This window comes from Clostridiales bacterium FE2011 (genome assembly GCA_017569305.1).
Classification (GTDB): Bacteria; Bacillota; Clostridia; order Christensenellales; family Aristaeellaceae; genus Aristaeella.
The window spans coordinates 1,293,809-1,313,431 of record CP069418.1 but is presented as its reverse complement, the minus strand read 5'-3'; the positions used below and the strand labels follow the sequence as shown (position 1 = coordinate 1,313,431).

Sequence of the window (19,623 nt, the reverse complement as noted above, 5' to 3'; positions counted from 1 at the left end):
TGTGTCTAATAAGTGAAAGGTGGTGAGGCTGCCGTGGAAACTGTCAAGGGCCCTGACAGCAAGGAAACACGAATTGAACATATGGTAACCCAATACCAGCTCCCGCTGCTGCGTTTGTGCATTATGTACCTGCATGATGAGGAGCAGGCGAAGGATGCGGTACAGGAAACATTTATCAAAGCATACCGGAATCTGGACAGCTTCAGGAATGACGCGTCTGAAAAGACCTGGCTGACCCGGATTGCGATCAATACCTGCAAGAATATGTACAGGTCCGGATGGTTCAGACATATGGACCGTTCAGTGACACTGGATATGATTGCTGAACGTCCCGCTCCGGCGGATGAGTACGACGATGAACTGACAACCGCGATCATGAATCTTCCCGTTAAACTGCGGGAGACAGCCCTGATCTGCTGGCTGCAGGGAATGACATATGACGAGGCTGCCGACATGCTGGGGATCTCCCGACAGGCTGTGGGCAGCAGACTAAACCGTGCAAGACGGAAACTGCGGTTTGCTATGGAAGGAAGTGATAAAGCATGACCTTGCATGAAGAACAGGAAAGAGTACAAAAGGCAGTTGGGAACTCCCTTTCATATGTAAAGGAAGATCCATGGCTTACGCAGCGGGTTCTTGCAAATGCGAAAGGAGAAGAACCTGTGGTTAAGAAAATTACTACCTCTATGATTCTGGTATTTGTTTTACTCTTTATTGCGATTGCTGCGATTGCGGCCGGGATTATCTACAACCAGGACTGGTACTGGAATAACCGGAACAGCCCCGAAAGGGATAACAATCCCGAAGTATACAATGCCGTTATGGCGAATATGACGGAAAATCCCGAACAGCATCCGGGCGAGCACAGCCTGGTGCAGATTGCTGTACAGGATGTATCCTGGGCACTGGAAGCGAATGTGATGACCTTTTCCTTTAAAGCCACACCGAAGGAACCGGAGCATTTTGAACTCCACAGCATGCTGAATCTGGATGAGGACGGGGCATCTGTTGATGAGAGCAGTTCCATTGAAACGACTGAGGATGGCGAGGATCGCTCCATGCACTGGCTGTGGCGGACTGACGTGGACCTGGGCATGTCGCAGGGCTATGGACATATTCCCGGCTTTGGTCCGGTAGCTGACATGATGGATGACAACAGCAAGCAGCTTCTTCTGATTGACTGGGAGGGAACAACAGATCTGATTCTTGATTCCGGTGAAGCCGGGGAAGGAACGGTGAAGCTTCCCATGTACGGCAGCTGGGATACGTACCGGACCACGGAAGGAGACGTTTATTTCTGGGCGGAATATGACCTGGATTGGCTCAGAAGGGATTTTGAAAAAACATATCCTGACCGGAAGGATGATTTTGACAAGCTGATCAGCCGGGATACACTTTCCTGCCTGTTGACCTATAAGGTTGTGGAATATGCCGATGGTATGGGCGGTAAACTGCATACCAGCGGGATTCCCGGATCTGCGGAGTTTGTGATCCATCCGAAAAAATAACAGAAAACTTTTATAAAAATGAAGCGGATACCGCAAATGCGGTATCCGCTATACAATTAGGTTGTATTTGCCCTGGGATTAAGCAATGACGATTTCGCCATTGGCATCCAGGTCCACGGTCAGCTCGGTGCCGGGAGCCACATCCGCGGCGATGACTTTACGGGCAATGAGGGTTTCCACCTTGCTCTGCAGGTAACGCTTAAGGGGACGGGCACCGAAGACGGGATCGAAGCCCCGGTCGATGACGGCATTCAGGGCGGCGTCGGTCAGTTTGACCTTCAGCTGTTTGTCCTCCAGGCGGCGGTTCAGGTTTTTGATCATCAGGCCCACGATGGAACCGATCTCGTTTCGGGTCAGGGGTTTGTAGCAGACGATTTCGTCAATCCGGTTCAGGAACTCGGGACGGAAGCGGGTCTTCAGCAGGCGGTCCACCTGCTCCCGGGCTTCCGGAGTGATTTCACCATCGGCGATGCCGTCGAGGATGAACTCGCTGCCCAGGTTGCTGGTCATGATCAGGATGGTGTTCTTGAAGTCCACGGTGCGGCCCTGGCTGTCGGTAATCCGGCCGTCATCCAGCACCTGCAGGAGAACGTTGAAGACATCCGGGTGGGCCTTTTCCACTTCATCAAACAGAACGACGCAGTAGGGACGGCGACGGACCGCTTCAGTCAGCTGGCCGCCTTCATCATAGCCCACATATCCGGGAGGTGCACCGATCAGCCGGGAGACACTGAACTTTTCCATGTACTCGGACATATCGATCCGGACCATGTTCTTTTCATCGTCGAAGAGGGCCTGTGCCAGGGCTTTGGCCAGCTCGGTTTTACCGACACCGGTGGGGCCGAGGAACAGGAAGGAACCCAGGGGACGGTTCGGATCCTGAATGCCGGCACGGGAACGCAGGATGGCTTCGGACACTTTCTTCACAGCTTCATCCTGGCCGATGACCCGCTCATGCAGGACGTCCTCCAGGTGGAGCAGCTTCTCGCGCTCGCCTTCCATCAGCTTGGATACCGGGATACCGGTCCAGCGGCCGACGATCCGGGCGATTTCTTCTTCCGTTACCCGGTCGCGGAGGAGGCTGTTTTCGCCCTTGCTTTCCTCGGCAATGGCTTCTTCCTTTTCCAGCTCCTGCTTCAGTTTCGGCAGTTCACCATACTTCAGTTCCGCGGCGCGATTCAGGTCATAGGAACGCTCGGCCTGTTCGATCTCGGCATTGACGCGTTCGATTTCCTCGCGCAGGCCGGTGACCTTGCCGATGGCCTCTTTTTCCGCTTCCCAGCGGGCTTTCATGGTATTGAACTGATCCCGCTGCTCCGCCAGCTCCTTCTGCACTTCATCCAGGTGTGCGCGGGAGAGGGGATCGTCATCCTTCTTCAGGGCAGCTTCCTCAATCTCCAGCTGCATGATATGACGGCGGACATCGTCCAGCTCGGTAGGAAGGGAATCGATCTCCGTACGGATCATAGCGCAGGCTTCATCCACCAGGTCGATGGCCTTATCCGGCAGGAACCGGTCGGTAATGTAGCGGTTGGAGAGGGTGGCGGCGGCGATCAGGGCATTGTCCTGGATCTTGACGCCATGGAAAACTTCATACCGTTCCTTCAGACCGCGCAGGATAGCGATGGTATCTTCAACGGTAGGCTCGGAAACCATGACGGGCTGGAAACGACGTTCCAGGGCGGCATCCTTCTCGATATACTGACGGTACTCGTTCAGGGTGGTGGCACCGATACAGTGGAGCTCACCCCGGGCCAGCATAGGCTTCAGGATGTTGCCGGCGTCCATGGCGCCGTCCGCCTTGCCGGCACCGACGATGGTGTGCAGCTCATCGATGAACAGGATGATGCGGCCGTCGCTCTTCTTGATTTCCGCCAGAACGGCCTTCAGACGCTCTTCAAACTCACCGCGGAACTTGGCGCCGGCGATCAGGCTGCCCATATCCAGGGAGAAAATGGTCTTATCCTTCAGGCTGTCTGGTACGTCGCCACGGACAATCCGCTGAGCCAGGCCTTCGGCGATGGCGGTTTTACCGACACCGGGTTCACCGATCAGGACCGGGTTGTTCTTCGTTTTACGGGAAAGGATACGGATGACATTCCGGATTTCACTGTCCCGGCCGATGACCGGATCCAGCTTCTGCTTCCGGGCCAGATCCACCAGATCGGAGCCGTACTTCTTCAGCGCGTCATAGGTGTCTTCCGGCGTGTCAGAGGTGACACGGGCAGCGCCGCGGACTTCGCTGAGCGCCTTGAGGAAGGCGTCATCGCGGTATCCCTGGGCTTTCAGCAGGCGCTTGACGTTGGCAGAAGCCTTGGCACAAAGTCCCATCCAGACATGCTCAACGGAGAGATACTCGTCCTTCATGCGCTGGGCGATCTTTTCCGCTTCCACCAGGGCCTGCTCCACATCATTGGCGATGTAGACCTTGCCGGGCTCCCGGCCGGAACCGGAAACACGGGGCGTACGGTCCAGGTTTTCCTTCAGGCCGCTGACAAACGCGGGCACGGAAATGCCGCACTTAGTGAGAAGCTGGGGGATAAGTTCGCTTTCATCCTCGGTCAGGGCGAGCATCAGGTGCTCCTGTTCCACCTGCATATGCTGATATTCGATGGCAAGAGACTGAGCCCGCTGCAGGGCATTGACTGTCTTTTGCGTGAACTGATTCATATTCATAGGGATTACCTCCTTCGAAGGTTATTTGACTAACTTTGACCTTCAAGAGTATTATACACCGGCAATGATTGTTGTCAAGAGGAGAAAACAAATTCTGCGATCGCCGTATTCCATTTCTGCATCGCTAATGGCTTGCAGAAATGGACGGCTGTAGCATGGGAGGCATTAGTCGTGCTAAAGCACGAATGCCTCCACAACAATTCAGAATTAGTATAGTCTCTTTGCTGAAACTGTTCCGTATGTGTTGAAGGTCTACATCCCCGGAGGAGATCTCTCCATGCGGAGCCCGTTGGGCTCCTTAGTCGAGATGACAATGTGGAGGTAATGGTGTTCCTTCCTGAATCAGGCCTGCGGCCTTAGTAAGGAATTCTTCGACGCGCTCATTGCATTCGCTTGCTCAGAATGACACCAGATTGCAGGTGTTCCTGCTTGCGGAGAAAAGATGACGATTCATGATTCGTAAAGCAACAATGAAATGATACCGGAGGAACCGTCCCCTCTGTATCATTGGTGATCCGTTGAATTGGAAGAAATGAAGAGTTAAAGACGTTGTTTTTTGGAAGGATGGTTTTTGGACAAGGAAAGCGATCTATGATATTATAAACTGTCTTGGTATAAGCTTTTCGCGCCATGACAAACGGTCAAACCGGAGGGTTAGAATGTTCGGTAAGAAGAAACGGGAAGAAGATAACTTCGAAGAATTCGAAGAATATTCTTCCGATGAAGGCTACGAACCGCAGTTCCCTGAAAACAGGGATCCTGATGCGTATGACGAGCCGATGGATGAAGCGGAGTATTATCCCGAAGAGTCCGGATATGATGAATACGAGGAAACCTACGACGGAGAAGAGGCCTACGACAACGAGGCTTACGAAGAGGAATCTTCCTGGGCGCGGGATGACGAGGAGTACGACGAGGATTATGACGAGGAGCCGGAAGACAAACCGGAACCCCGCAGTATTTTCCGCCCGGAAACCCGGAAACCGAATTTTGTCGTCAGTGTGCTGCTGAACACGATCAGGGTGCTGATCGTGATTGTGGTGCTTGCCGGTGTGGCCGGACTGGGCGCACTGGCCGGAATTGCCAAGGGTTATGTGGATACGGCTCCCGAACTAAACCTGGTGGCAATGGATACCCAGGCACAGACCTCTTTCATTTATGATTGCAACGGTAATCTGATTACTGAATACAAAGGAACAGAAAACCGGGTGCTGGTATCGCTGGCCGCGATGCCCAAGATGCTTCGCAATGCTTTTATCGCAGTGGAAGACGCCCGTTTCTATTCCCATAACGGTGTGGACCTGAAGCGTATTGTGGGCGCCCTTGTGTTCAACCTGACTTCTTCCTCCACACAGGGCGGTTCCACCATTACCCAGCAGCTGATCAAGAATACCCTGCTTTCCTCGGAACAGAGCTATAAGCGGAAAATCCAGGAGGCCTATCTGGCCTTGCAGCTGGAAAACCGGTACACCAAGGATCAGATCCTGGAAACCTATCTGAACACGATTTTCCTGGGTGAAAACTATTACGGCGTGCAGGTGGCGGCACAGGGCTATTTCGGTAAAAACCTGGGCGAACTGAGTATCCGGGAATGCGCGATACTGGCCGGTACGACCAACAACCCTTACTACTATAATCCGCGGCGGAATCTGTATACCCGCAAGAGTGACGAAAAGGACTATGCCGCGGTAACCAACAACCGGACGAATTATGTGCTCCGGTGTATGTATGAAAACCAGTTCATCACTAAGGAACAGTATGAAGAAGCCCTGAACCCGGCCACGGCACACGTCCTGCAGGAGGCTCCGTCGTCAGGAGACAGCATGTACAAGTATCCCCATTATGTGGAGTACGCTGTGAAGGAAGTTGTAAACATCTTTCTGGAGCTGAACGGCCTGGAGGATAACGCAACGAACCGGGCAGCCATGGAAAACAAGCTCCGTACCGGCGGTTACAGGGTGCGGCTGGCAATTGATCCCAACATCCAGGAGACGGTGGAAACCACGCTGCAGAACTGGAGCAAGTATCCGTCCCTGCGGGATCCGTCAGACAAGGTGTTCCGGACAAAGAACTCCGACGGCACCTATACAGAAACCATTGAGCCCCAGGCGGCCTGCGCGGTGCTGGATTACCGGACGGGTGAGCTGAAGGCGATTGTCGGTTCCCGTACTGAAGTGACAGCAAGGAAGACCCTGAACCGGGCTACGGACATGAAGATGCCGGTCGGTTCTTCCATCAAGCCGATTGCGGTTTACGCACCGGCCCTGGAACTGGGCTGCAGCCCGGCCACGGTGGTTTACAACATGCCGATACCGATTTCCGGCTGGAAGGATTCCAAGGGAAACGATTCCTGGCCGAAGAACTACGGCGGAGGCGGCTATGTGGGTCCTGAAACCCTGCGCACTGCCATGGCCAAGTCTCATAATACATCCGCGGCATCCACACTTATGTCCTATGTGGGCGTGGAACGCAGCGTGGACTTCCTGCACCGGCTGGGTATTGACGACGGCCACATCGATGCCACTCCCTTCGGCCTGAGCCTTGGTTCCTCCGGTATTACCCCGCTGCAGATGACGGTTGCCTTCGGCGTACTGGCCAACGGCGGCGTTTACCAGGAGCCTATATCCGTGCTGGGTATTTCCGATTCCGCAAATCATGTGGTATGGGATGGACACCAGCACCAGGAACGGCGCAAGGTTTTCTCGCCCAGCACTTCCTGGCTGATCGTAGACATGCTGAAGACCGCGGTACAAAGCGGTACCGGTACAAGCGCAAAGATCAGCGGACAGATCGTGGGCGGTAAGACCGGTACAAACTCCGACCAGAAGGGCGTATTCTTCTCCGGTATGACCGGATACTACGCTTCCGCCCTGTGGGTCGGTCATGACAACTATAAGGCACTGTCCTCCAAGTCCACAGGTTCCGGCGCGGCCGCGCCGCTGTGGCAGGCCTACATGAGCAAGATCCACCAGGGCCTGGACAAGAAGGATATCCTGGACGGCAATCCTTCCGATTACGGCCTGGTGAAGGTAACCACCTGTGCGGTGAGCGGCCAGCTGGCTACGGAAGCCTGCCGGAACGACGCAATGGGATACGGTGTTGTGACAGACTGGTGGGCTAAGGGAACCGAACCGACTGTGAACTGCCAGATGCATACCAACATGACAGTCTGTGCTGAGTCCGGAATGCCGCCTTCTCCCAATTGTCCGTATACTGTGACACGCGGCGTAGTAACGATCCCGACAGGACATCCCCTGTATAACCTGCTGGGACAGTACCAGTCAGTCATTGAGGAATACCTGGGATCGACGGCTGTGACAAGCAATACGGTCTGTACCCTGCACAGCGGATTCTATCAGCAGCCCACGATGCCTGATCAGTTCCCCGGATATGACCAGGGCGGCTATCAGGGCGGTTACGACCAGGGCGGTAGCGATCAGTCTTTTGCTGACGCCAGACAGGTGCTGACGATGGCGGAGACCATGATGGCCTCCATGGACCCGAACAGCGAGCAGTACCGTGCGATCCAGAACGCGGCGGATTACCTGCGGATGCTGATCGGCGGAGGCGGGGCGAATCAGTCCGATGTGATGAGCGCCATGCAGACCCTGACGCAGGCGCTGGGAGGAATTTATTAATGGAATTAATAAATTCCTCCAATGCATAATTCATAATTCATAATGCATAATGACAGAGTGTTCCGCTGAGACGGGGAAAAGAAACGAGATCTCTCCACGCAGGCGCGAAGCGCCTTTGGTCGAGATGACAGTTCGGAACGCAGATGTTCCGGACAACATTCGGAGAAAGTTTGTATTATTGAAGAATACATTATCATGATCCGGGAAACAGGAGGAAGAAGAGATTAGATGAACATTGTGGACATTGTGATCCTGGCGATCCTGGGACTGAGTATACTGGTAGGACTGTACCGTGGATTTATCTCTTCTGTGGCGTCCATGGGCGGATGCCTGCTTTCCCTTGGCCTCAGCTTCTGGCTGAGTCCGAAGCTGGCAGGAGTGATCCAGAACAATCCTGAAATTCTGCGTACCCTGGCGTCCTATACTGACGCAGCAACGAAGCTGGGCGACCAGACCCTGGCAGGAAGCAGTGTTACGTCCCTGACTGAGAACAGCATTACGGAGATCCTGAATAAGGTATCCCTGCCTGCTCCGCTGAACACCCTGCTGCAGAACAACCTGACAAACCAGGTTTACGGTACGGCCGCAGACGTGGGAACCTATGTTTCCCAGACGATTGTCGGCGCTATCCTGAATGTAATCTGCTTTATTGTATGCTTCCTGGCGCTGCTGCTGGTGATTCACTTTGTGATCAACTTCCTGAAAGTGGTCTTCAAGTTCCCGGTGCTGAAGCAGCTGAACTCCCTGGCCGGCGGTGCCTTCGGGTTGATCCGCGGCGCACTGCTGTGCTTTGTGGCTTTTGCCCTGCTGCCCCTGGTCCAGACCCTGCTGCCGGTTAATAACCTGAACCAGCTGGTGGAAGCCAGTGCCCTGGCACCGTTGTTTAACAGCGGGAACCTGATACTGGCGATTATGAATGGGAAGCTGTTCTGATTTTCTTTGCAAGGCAAAGGAAATCAGAACAATGAAATATTGGCCTTTGGCCAATGTGAAATATCCTGCTTCGCAGGATGTGAAATATCGCTTGCGCGATATGAAATATGCGCCTATGGCGCATGTGACAGATACTAAAAAACCCAGCGGCCTGTAAGCAGGCCGCTGGGTTTTGATTTTGGAAAGATTAGCCGTCAATGAGACTCTTTTCTGTGGCGGGATCGAAGAGGTGCATGACCTTCGCGGGGAAGGTGATGTACAGCTTGTTGCCAAAGGTCAGGCTTTCACGCTGTTCCTTCGTCAGGTCCACAGTGGGGAGACGGACAATGATCTTGTCATTGTTCTGGCTGGACAGGTGCAGATGCAGCTCGCTGCCCATCATTTCGTTGACGTCGATTTTGCATTCGATAGCGCCTTCCTGGTTGTCAAACAACACGCTGGTATGCTCCGGACGGACGCCCAGGATGATTTCCTGGGAACCGACGCCCTTCTGCTCCAGAACTGCATTCTGTTCTTCATTCAGGGGCAGTTTGACACCGAGAATATCCACAACGTATCCGCCGGCTGCCTTTTCCAGGTTTGCCTTCAGGAAGTTCATCTGGGGGCTGCCGATGAAGCCGGCCACGAAGAGGTTCACGGGAGTATCGAACACTTCCTGGGGAGTACCGACCTGCTCAATGAAGCCATCCTTCATGATGACGATCCGGTCGCCCAGGGTCATGGCTTCCGTCTGGTCATGGGTAACGTAGATGAAGGTGGTATCCAGCTTCTGACGGAGGAGGATGATTTCCGCGCGCATCTGGTTGCGCAGCTTAGCGTCCAGGTTGGACAGCGGTTCGTCCATCAGGAAGACCTTGGCGTTCCGGACCATGGCGCGGCCGATAGCCACGCGCTGGCGCTGGCCGCCGGACAGGGCGCGGGGCTTCCGGGTCAGGTATTCGGTGATGCCCAGAATCTGCGCCGCGTTGGTGACGCGTTCGTAGATCTCATCCTCGGGCATCTTCTTCAGCCGCAGGCTGAAAGCGATGTTGTCGTATACCGTCATATGCGGATACAGGGCGTAGTTCTGGAAAACCATGGCGATATTCCTGTCCTTGGGCTGCAGGTCATTGACGACCTCGCCGTCGATTTCCAGGGTGCCTTCGGAGATGTCCTCCAGGCCGGCGATCATCCGCAGGGTGGTGGACTTGCCGCAGCCGGAAGGTCCGACGAAGACCACAAACTCCTTGTCCGCGATTTCCAGGTTAAAGTCATGAACTGCCGTGACTTTGTTATCGTAAATCTTTTTGACGTCAGTCAATTTTACGCTTGCCATACTATATTTGCTCCTTCCATTCGCCGGTATTTCAATTCAGAATTCAGAATTAAGAATTCAGAATTAATAGTTGACTGCTTTTCATAACCCCGTTTCTGGGTGCTGCGGGTAAAGATTTTACCCTTTACCGCATCCGCAACCTCAATCGTCGCTGCTTTTCCGCAATCTCAATGGTCGCAACTCCACACTGTGGAGCTTGCTCCCTTTCGATTGACCTCTCGGGGCTGCCGCCCGTTTTACGCTGATAAAGAGCCACTGGCTCTTTATCCGGGCGCTCCAAACCCTCTTAGGAATTTCAGCCACTGGCTGCCCTCAGAGGTTCGCCCTGGAGCGCGCTCACCGCTCGTTTCGGCAAGGATTCGCGCGCGCACCGCGGGCGGCATTCCTCGTGCCCGGGGCTGCCGCCCGTTCTCCACTGAAAACTGTCCACTGGACAGTTTTCCGGGCGTTCCGAACCCCGCGCACCGCGCACGACAGGACTCCGGGTCGCTTTTGCCTATGGCAAATGCCCCACTGGGGCACCGCGTCCCTCGCTCCCCACCTCGGAGTCACTGTCAAAGGCTTTAGCCTTTGACTGCGCCTCCTGTTACGCCTTCCACATAGTACTTCTGTAAGAACAGGAACAGAAGCGTAACAGGGATTGCCACCAGTACGCCGCCCGCGCAGAACATGGTGTAGTTGTTGTTGATCTGGTCTGGCGTCAGCCAGTTGTACAGACCGACCGCCACGTTCATACCGGCGGATGCGCCGAAGGAAATGTAGCGGGCAAAGACGTAGTCGCCCCAGGGGCCCATGAATGCCGTCAGGACTGTGTAGATGACGATGGGCTTGGAGAGCGGCAGGATGATCTTTTTCAGCACCTGGAAACGGGTCGCCCCGTCGACACGGGCGGCTTCATCCAGCGATTTGGGGATGGTGTCAAAGAAACCTTTGGACACATAGTAGCCCATACCGGAGGAGGCGATGTAGACCAGGATCAGACCGGGAACTGCGTTGGCCTGGGTAAGGCCCAGGTCCTTCAGCACGCGGTACAGGATAATCATGGTCAGCATGCCGGGGAAGAAGCCCAGGATAAGCATGAACCTCATCAGGGGTTTACGCATCTTGAAACGGAAACGGCTGAGCGTGTAGCTCATGCACAGCACGATGACCGTCTGGAAGAGTGCGGTAAAGACGGAAATAATGAAGGTGTTTGTATACCAGCGGGTAAAGTCTGAGGAGAACAGCTTCCGGTAGTTGTCCAGGCCCCAGACTTTGGGCATCACGTAGCCCACCTGCCAGGTGCTTTCCACCCGGAAGGACTGCAGCACAATGCAGAAGAAGGGGATCAGCCAGATGGCGCTGATGGTGATCAGAAGAATATAGATCAGCGTGTTGCCCAGCGTTCTGGAGGCCCGCAGTCCCATGTGACGCTTCATACTTGATTCACTCATCACTGGAAGTCCTCCTCATTCTTAATACTCGGCAGCAGGTTGTAGACGATCAGTGCAATGATCGATACCACAACGAAGACCATGATACCGATTACAGAAGCCAGGTAATATTTGGACTCCGCACCGGTACTGATCTTGAACAGCCAGGTGATCAGCAGATCCGTATAACCCACGGAGCCTGAAGCCGACGATGCTGCCGGGTTCGTCGGCGCGCCTCCCGTGAGCAGGAAGATCACGTTGAAGTTGTTGATGTTGCCTATAAAACTGGTCAGCAGGTACGGTCCTGTGATGAACAGCATATATGGAAGTGTGATTTTCGTATACTGCTGCCAGGGATTGGCACCGTCAATACGGGCGGATTCATACAGGTCCGCCGGAATGTTCATCAGGATACCGGTGGCCATCAGCATCAGGTACGGAATACCGATCCAGATGTTGATGAGAATGACGCTGACCCGGGCCCAGGTGGCGTCTTCCCAGAAGGGAAGGGCTTTATCAATCCAGCCCAGGCTCATCAGGGCACCGTTCACGATACCGTCCTTGGCGAACATCTTGGACACATACAGCAGGGAGATGAACTGCGGAATGGCGATGGTCATGACCAGGATCGTCCGCCAGAGCTTTTTGCCCTTGATGCCCTTCTTGTTGATGGCCATAGCCACGAACATGCCCAGGAAGTAGTTGGTGAATGTGGCGAAGAAAGCCCACATCAGCGTCCAGGACAGGATTTCACCGAATGTGGCCGCATAGCTCTGGGTTCCGCTGGCACTCTTCCAGGAGAACAGGGTGTTGAAGTTATCCAACCCCACCCAGTGGAACAGGTTGCTGATGTATCCGTCATGAGCGCCGTCATAGTTGGTGAAGGCAACCAGGATCATGAAGATGAGCGGCAGAACAGTAAAGATGATGATGCCGGTCAGGGGCAGCGACAGCAACGTCTTATGGAAAGACTCATCCACCATGGAATGCAGGTCTTCCTTTGAGCTTTTCAGCCTTTTGCCGGCGGCCAGGATCCGCTCCGCCTCCTTGTTCTGGCGGATGTTGACCCGCCAGGTGTAGATGAAGGCGATGATGAAGAAGATGGTCAGCACACTGTATAGCAGGATCTGGAAGGAGTTGTCGTTGTATGTATGGACATATGCATCGTAAATCTCGTCATATGTCTCTGTGGGGCCGACCTTGCCCAGGGAGGGCATCATGGACAGCCAGTATGCTCCGGACAGGATCATGTATCCGATAAATACAATTTCAAACAGCAGGAACAGCAGTCCCCGCAGGATCTGTCCCCTGGCCAGGCAGCCAAAGCCCATGACCAGGTAACTGAGTTTGGTTTTCCAGTCGCCGTTGACAAAGGTGGTTACGATATCCTTTGCCTCCCGGCCGATGGCGGCGACGCCTGACTTCAGCGCTCCCCCAATCCTCTGAAATGCATTCAGGGTTGCCTGGGGGATTTTGGCGAAGAAGCGCCCCACCTTATACCCGAGTCTCCGTCCTTTGGACAGCTTCAGGTATTCCAGGTCACTGAGCTGTGCCATATCCGTGATCCACTCCTCTCCTGTGCATGGAAAATCCGAAATCGGCCGGAGCCGAAATGTTCTTCAGCTCCGGCCGAAAATGATCGAGTCAGATTCTGATTATGTTGTTATCAGTTCTTCACGATGGTGATGGCAGTGCCGTCCCAGGTCACGGTGTAGTTGCCGGGCTCTGCGAACACGATGTTATTGTCGGGGTTGTCAGCACCCAGATCCTTGATCAGTTCAGCACCGGTGGTAACCTGAGCGAAGCCCTTGTCAGTGCCCCAGTCAGCGGGCTTGACAATACGGCCGCCCATGTAGTCGCTTTCCGGAACGTCCAGCGTCAGGGCGCCATCCTTGAAGTAGTAGGTGTCAGCTTCGTCAGCGTTGTTCCAGCCGTTCCAGGCACCTACGAACAGCAGGGCGTTGGCATCCAGCTTCAGGGATTCGTTGATCTTGTTCTCGTAGTTCACGAGGACCTGCTTCAGGCCTTCTTCATCCGTGGCATCCTTGGCTTCGTCAGCAATAACATTGCCGATGTTCCACCAGGCACCGCTGATTGCGAGCTGAACCTGTCCGTATTCCTTCTGAGCATACACAGCAGCCAGAATCGGGTCATTCAGAACAGCTTCATCAGCCTGGGCTTCCAGGTTGGCGGGGCCCCAGCCGTTGGAGGCATGACGCTCCAGGGAGCATTCCTTGCCGGTCAGGAACTGGGCCAGCTTGTTCAGGGCGGCGTTCTTCACCGGATCTTCCTGCGGCTTAATGCCCATGAGCTTGAAGCCGAAGAAGCTGCCGATGTGATAGGCGGTACCGTCGATGTCATAGGAAGGCAGATCAGCAACGCCCAGGTTGTCGCCCAGGATCTGCTTGGCAGTGGAGGAACCCCAGGTGCCGGAGACCACGATGGCGGAATTGCTTTCGAAAGCGGAAACTTCGGAGCTGCTGTTCCAGCAGTCGGAATCCAGCAGTTTCTTCATGCCCTTCAGGGCGATCAGGCCCTTGTCGCTGTTGAAGTTATCCACAACGCCCTTGGCATTGCCGTCGGCGTCCATAACCCAGGTGGAGGTGCAGCCGACATCGCCGAAGAAGAAGCCGGCGGAATACCAGACGTTCTTCAGATCGAAGGAGAAGTACTTACCGGCCTTCTCGCAGTCTTCGATCAGCTTTTCAAGAGAGTCAACATCCTCGTCCGGAATGACGCTCTTGTCATAGTACATGAAGTAGCCGTTGTCCGCGGTCAGCGGGTAGGCGTACATGGTGCCATCCACGGTGACGGACTTGGCGGAGTCAGCGTCATAATTCGCGGTGACGAATTCGGCAGCCTTGGTTCCCAGCTTGGCCAGGGCCTTGGCGGTCAGCAGGCGGGACAGCTGGTCCTGCGCGAAGCAGTAGATGTCAGCGCCGGCTTCAACGTCCTGCACCATGTTGCTGGCAGCGTCGCCTTCACCCATCTTTTCGATGGTGGCTTTGAAAACGATGCCGTCTTCGTTGGTTTCATTGAAACGCTTGATCTGAGCTTCGGTCAGGTCAACGATGGCGTCAGCCACCCAGACCTTGATTTCGTATTCTCCGGCCAGGCTGGACGCAGAAGCGAAAGAGACCATGGAAAGTGCCATTACAGCAGCCAATACGATGGCGAGGAATTTTTTCATGGAGTGATCATCCTTTCAATATTTATTTTCATTCTTTTTTGCCGGACGACAAATTCTCCAAAGAGCCATGTGACTTTTGGGAGAATTTATGCCGTTTCGACTGTGTGCATATTTTATAGCAGAGTCCATTTTTTGTCAACAACAAATTTTCTGGAAGCCCTTATTTTACGTAATTGGTATCGTTTCCGATGATTCGAAAACCCGGAGCCCTTTTACCGTAAAGAATTGAGCATTGCGTCGTCGATTTTTCCCCAGGCCCCGTTACCGGCTCCCTGGCACTTTACATAGAGACCGACCGTCACTTCCATACCGGCAGGATGATCAAATTCCGGAATGATCCCCTGGTTCCAGCTGTTCCAGCCGGTAATAGGAATCTGTTCCGACCTTGCGACCTCGGTACCGTCCACTTTGGCATAGGCATAAATATCGGTAGTGCCGCAGTCGCCGCCCATGACGGACAAGGCGAACCTGAACTTTCCTTCCGGAAGGTCGCTGACTGTCTGCTCCAGGGTGAATTCCACACTGTCCTGGGCGGCACTCCAGAAATGCATGTGTTTTGAACCGGTGAGGGAATCTGTTTTTTTATCCTCTATATACAGTTCATCCGCTTTCTTCAGATCAGTGATGACCCAGGCATCGCTGCCTTCCTCAAAGCTGTAATCCTTCAGGTAGTTATATTCAACCATGGAAACGAAGCACTTTGCCTCCATACCGCCGGCCTCTCCGGTGATCACATACTGCGCGGGACCGGAAGTGTGCATTGCCTGATCTTCTTCCTCCGAAAGATTCCAGGTAACAGGGATGGCCTGGCGGCTGTCATCTGTCATGACGGCATTGACTGTTTCCGGAAGAACCAGGGGCATATTCAGGTCGCAGATGACAGACGGCTCTTCCAGCGCGTCCGGAACAGGCGCAATTTCATTGCCGGTGCGCATCAGGCTGAAAACCTTCAGGGATTCCAGCGCGTTTCCTTTCGCGTCAAAGAAAGCCTGGTTGTCCACGGCGATGCCGCCGTAATATTTCCCGGCATCCTTGGGATCATATACAGAGGCATAACTGGAAGCCCAGCCGGAGCCGTACTGCTCCCAGATTTCATGGTTCTCTTCCCAGCTGTCCGTTCCCACGGTGATCCAGGCGCCTTCCCAGTAGCAGACGCCGATGCCGGAGGGCGTGTGGTTTACGATGGTATCCGTGATGTTTCGGATACAGTTGGCCTGGCCCTGGACGGTGAAGGGATAATCCTTGACGATTCCACCGCCGTCACCGATGGTATTGGCGGAGAAATCCGTATCCTCCGCAGTAAAGGCGTAGGAGGTTTCCATAACCATGACTTTTTTGCCGTAAGTTTCGGCAATCTCCGTCAGGGTTTCAGCAAGATTGTCCAGCGTGCCGTGCCAGTAAGGATAATAGGAAGTGGCGAAGACGTCATACTGGATCAGGCCGTATTGCTCGTAATAAGCCATCTTGGAAGCATAGGTCCGGTAGCTGTCCGGCTTCTCGGGATTGGCAAAATGCAGGGCAATCAGGGCTTCCGGATAGACTTCCTTCACGGCACGGGAACCGGCGTCCATGAGATGGGCGATGTCCCGCCAGATCTTTTCCCCGCAGAGAGCGCCGTTGGTTTCATTGCCCAGCTGAACCATGCCCACATCCACACCGGCATCCTTCAGCTGCTTCATGCAGTCAAGGGTATATTTATATAATTCTTCTTCCTTTTCATCGATATCCAGCTTTGCCCAGGCACGGGGAACCATCTGCTTGCCCGGATCAGCCCAGAAATCGGAATAGTGGAAGTCCACCAGCAGCTTCATGCCGCAGGCAGTCGCCCGTTTGCCGATTTCCACGGCATTGAGGATATCGCAGTTGCCGCCGCCGAAGCCGCGGCCTTCATTATCATAGGGATTATTCCAGACACGGACGCGGATATAGTTGATCCCGTTTTCCGCCAGCAGGCTGAACAAATCGGCTTCTTTGCCGTCAAAGTCGTAATACTTTACGCCGCTTTTCTCTTCGGCGAGCACGCTGGAGATATCCATGCCGAAAATGAAGTCATCCGGCAGGTTTTCCACCTTCTTTACATACAGCGTGTCGGAAGAAGACTCCGCCCCGGCGGACAGGCAGGGCAGAAGCAGGAAAAGAATCAGGGCCAGGATCAGGAACATGCGCGCGTTCATCTGGTTTCCTCCTCTGTTTTCAGGTTTATCAGCAGCTCAGCGCCCTGCCGGGCCAGTCCATCCTCCAGATGGGCGGAATTTGCGCCAAGATACAGACGGTAGGTCTCTTCCGGGGCATACAGGAGCCATGTGCCGGCAACGGAAACCCCGGTTTCCGGATCATGGACGGTAACGCTTTCCTCCCCGGGAGCAAACCAGTCCGCAAACTGTTCCAGGTCGCTGTCCGGAACAATATAGAGATCCGCGGCGCGGAGTGCGTCGGAACCGAACATGGCATAGGAGAAGGGATGCACCTGCACCATGCGGATGGGTTCAGGAAGCTCTTTTTCCAGCAGGGCGGCCAGCTGTGCCTCATTGCGGACTTCCCCGTCCACATAAAGGGTCAGTTTATGGGCCGGATCGGTATCCGTGATCTGGTAAAACACAAAGCTGCCGAAGATGACGGCTACCAGCAGCCAGACGCCAAGCAGGGGAATGAGCTGTCCTATCTTCTTTATCCGGGCGGGACGGCGGGAAGCACCGCCTTCCGCGGAGCCGCTCTCCAGGGTTTCCACCCCGGCAATATAGCTGTGAACCAACGCCAGGCGCACCAGGCTTCCGTCCCGGGGCAGCCGGGAAACCCAGCGCTCATCCAGGTTCAGGCGGGCAGGATCCCCCTCTCCGGAATCCAGCAGGACTTTGCGAATGCGGATGCTTTTCGGGATCTGGATGGAATCCCGGGTCAGGGTCAGGCGGCCGGTCCGGAACTCCTTTTCCCCTTTCTGCAGCATATCCAGATGCCCGGACTGGGTACGGGCTTCCTTCACGCCCAGCACATAGACGGTAATGCAGATCCAGCCCAGGAGGGCGGTGACGGCAAGGATCACGGCATGCATGGTCTGCGCGTTCTCCGTGCGCACCAGCAGGCACAAGACAATGAAGATAATCAGCGTGAGGCAGACGAGGATCCGGAAAGCGGCGGTCAGCCGTTTTTCACGCGTTTTCCACGCGGACAGTTCTGTTTCGGTCAAAAACCATTCCATATAAGCGGTACATCCTTTTTTCCCTTGTTTAACCGCAATATAGCATCTTTTCCTTTCCTTGACAACCGGTCTGCTTTGGTTCATGATACAGGAGAAAGCTGCGGAAAGAAGGGAATAACTGTGAAACGATTTGTCGTCCTGTTACTGGCGCTGGTACTGTTGAGCGGTGTTTCCGCCGCCGAAGAAAAGGGCCTGAATATGGAAAACAATCACCGGGTGTTTTATGAGATTTTTGTGGGTTCCTTCTCCGATTCAAACGGAGACGGAACCGGTGACCTGCAGGGCATTATCAACCGGATGGATTACCTGAACGACGGGGATCCGGCTTCAGGCAAGAGCCTGGGGATAGAGGGAATCTGGCTGACGCCGGTCTTCTGCTCTCCTTCCTATCATAAATACGACGTGACCAATTATTATCAGATTGATCCCGCCTTCGGTACGGAAGAGGACCTGAAGGAACTGATCGCCCTGTGCCACGAGCGGGACGTGAAGCTGATCCTGGATCTGCCGCTGAACCATACGGGCGAAAACAACGAGTGGTTCATCAATTTCCGGAACGCGCACCAGAACGGAGATCCGGACGATCCCTTCTATAACTTCTATACCTGGATGCCTTCAGAGGCACCCGCGCCTGCCGGCAGGCGCTTCAGGAATTTCGGCAGCCTTTCCCTGAAGGTGGAGGCCAATTTCTCCGACCAGATGCCGGAACTCAATTTTGACAACGAGCAGGTACGGCAGGCTGTGCTGGACGTGGCGGTCTACTGGCTGAATCTGGGGGTGGACGGCTTCCGGTTTGACGCCGCGAAATATCCCTATTACGGCGAGCATGACAGGAACGCGGAATTCTGGGAGTGGTACATGGCCGAGCTGAAGAAGATCAACCCGGACATTTATACCGTGGCGGAGGTCTGGGACGGGGACGCCATCATTGACCGGTACCTGAAAGCCTTCAACTGTTTCCACTTTTCCACCGCCCTGGTGGAGGGACTGATCGCGGAAACTGCATTGGGAGGGGACGTGAACCGGTTTGCTCAGGCGACCCAGTCGTACCTGAAGGAGATCCATGACATCAATCCGGAAGCGATGAACATTCCCTTCATAGCCAACCACGATACCGACCGGGCGGCAGGCTTCCTGACCGTTGCCAGCGGCAGCATGCATATGGCTGCCAACCTGTATATCCTGATGCCCGGTTCGCCCTTCCTGTATTACGGCGAAGAGATCGGCCTGCGCGGTTCCCGGGGCGGAGCCAATACAGACGCCAACCGGCGCCTGGCCATGTGCTGGGGAGACGGGGATACGGTGGAGGATCCGATCGGCAGCAATTACGACAAGTCCAAGTTCTCCTCGGTGGCGGACCGGGAAAAGAACAGCGCGTCCATCCTGTGGCATTACCGCAGGCTGATCGCGCTCCGGAAGGCTTATCCGGAGATTGCCCGGGGAGAATTTACTGCCCTGAAGTTCAAAAACACGAAGCTGGGCGGCTGGCTGTGCACCCTGGACGGCAGCACGGTGGGCGTATTCCACAACACAACGGAGAAAACGCTGAAGGTAGATCTGGCGGAGGCGACGGACCAGACGTTTGCGGAGATTGCGGCGTCGCTGTCCGTGGATCCCTTTGAGGGCTTCGCGGAGCTGGACGGAACGGTACTGACGCTGGGCGGACAGACGAGCGCGATACTGAAGTAATTCAGAATTAAGAATTCAGAATTCAGAATTAACGGATTATCAGACGGAAGATGTTCCGTATAAATG

12 protein-coding genes are annotated in these 19,623 nt (G+C 54.6%); 5 read left to right on the top strand and 7 right to left on the bottom strand.

Features of this window, described 5'->3' with window-relative positions:
- Positions 1–33 precede the first annotated feature (33 nt).
- Together JRC49_06120 and JRC49_06115 are read left to right on the top strand one after the other, a co-directional pair.
- Positions 34–546, top strand: coding sequence for a sigma-70 family RNA polymerase sigma factor (locus JRC49_06120; protein QTE72386.1), 513 nt, complete (start codon positions 34–36; stop codon positions 544–546).
- Between the two features lie 116 nt (positions 547–662).
- Positions 663–1,508, top strand: a complete 846-nt coding sequence (locus JRC49_06115; GenBank protein QTE72385.1) for a hypothetical protein — start codon at positions 663–665, stop codon at positions 1,506–1,508.
- A 78-nt stretch (positions 1,509–1,586) separates the two neighbouring features.
- Here the strand turns inward: JRC49_06115 and clpB are convergent, their stop codons facing one another.
- Complete coding sequence (clpB, locus tag JRC49_06110) at positions 1,587–4,184, bottom strand: ATP-dependent chaperone ClpB (GenBank protein QTE72384.1); 2,598 nt, start codon at positions 4,182–4,184, stop codon at positions 1,587–1,589.
- A gap of 659 nt (positions 4,185–4,843) precedes the next feature.
- Here clpB and JRC49_06105 point away from each other — a divergent pair.
- Together JRC49_06105 and JRC49_06100 are read left to right on the top strand one after the other, a co-directional pair.
- Positions 4,844–7,822 carry a PBP1A family penicillin-binding protein gene (locus JRC49_06105; GenBank protein QTE72383.1) on the top strand — a complete coding sequence of 993 codons (2,979 nt, stop codon included), beginning with the start codon at positions 4,844–4,846 and terminating at the stop codon, positions 7,820–7,822.
- A gap of 228 nt (positions 7,823–8,050) precedes the next feature.
- Entirely contained in the window at positions 8,051–8,755 is a 705-nt protein-coding gene (locus JRC49_06100) for a CvpA family protein (protein ID QTE72382.1), read from the top strand.
- Positions 8,756–8,942: 187 nt separating this feature from the next.
- Here JRC49_06100 and ugpC read toward each other — a convergent pair whose 3' ends face one another.
- The 6 genes from ugpC to JRC49_06070 form a co-directional block, all read right to left on the bottom strand.
- Entirely contained in the window at positions 8,943–10,070 is a 1,128-nt protein-coding gene (gene ugpC / locus JRC49_06095) for a sn-glycerol-3-phosphate ABC transporter ATP-binding protein UgpC (protein QTE72381.1), read from the bottom strand.
- A gap of 563 nt (positions 10,071–10,633) precedes the next feature.
- Positions 10,634–11,476 (bottom strand): sugar ABC transporter permease, encoded by an 843-nt coding sequence (locus JRC49_06090; protein ID QTE72812.1) that lies wholly within the window; start codon positions 11,474–11,476, stop codon positions 10,634–10,636.
- A 26-nt stretch (positions 11,477–11,502) separates the two neighbouring features.
- Positions 11,503–13,038, bottom strand: coding sequence for a sugar ABC transporter permease (locus JRC49_06085; protein QTE72380.1), 1,536 nt, complete (start codon positions 13,036–13,038; stop codon positions 11,503–11,505).
- A gap of 110 nt (positions 13,039–13,148) precedes the next feature.
- A complete protein-coding gene (locus JRC49_06080) occupies positions 13,149–14,672 on the bottom strand; it encodes an extracellular solute-binding protein (protein QTE72379.1) in 1,524 nt (507 codons plus the stop codon).
- A 212-nt stretch (positions 14,673–14,884) separates the two neighbouring features.
- The gene (locus JRC49_06075; GenBank protein QTE72378.1) at positions 14,885–16,846 is read right to left on the bottom strand and encodes a glycosyl hydrolase 53 family protein; all 1,962 of its coding nucleotides are present in this window, start codon (positions 16,844–16,846) and stop codon (positions 14,885–14,887) included.
- Positions 16,843–17,868, bottom strand: a complete 1,026-nt coding sequence (locus JRC49_06070) for a hypothetical protein (protein ID QTE72377.1) — start codon at positions 17,866–17,868, stop codon at positions 16,843–16,845. Before JRC49_06070 ends, JRC49_06075 begins: the two co-directional genes overlap by 4 nt.
- A gap of 120 nt (positions 17,869–17,988) precedes the next feature.
- Between JRC49_06070 and JRC49_06065 the strand changes: the two genes are divergently transcribed.
- Entirely contained in the window at positions 17,989–19,557 is a 1,569-nt protein-coding gene (locus tag JRC49_06065; protein QTE72376.1) for a hypothetical protein, read from the top strand.
- The last annotated feature ends 66 nt before the right edge of the window (positions 19,558–19,623 follow it).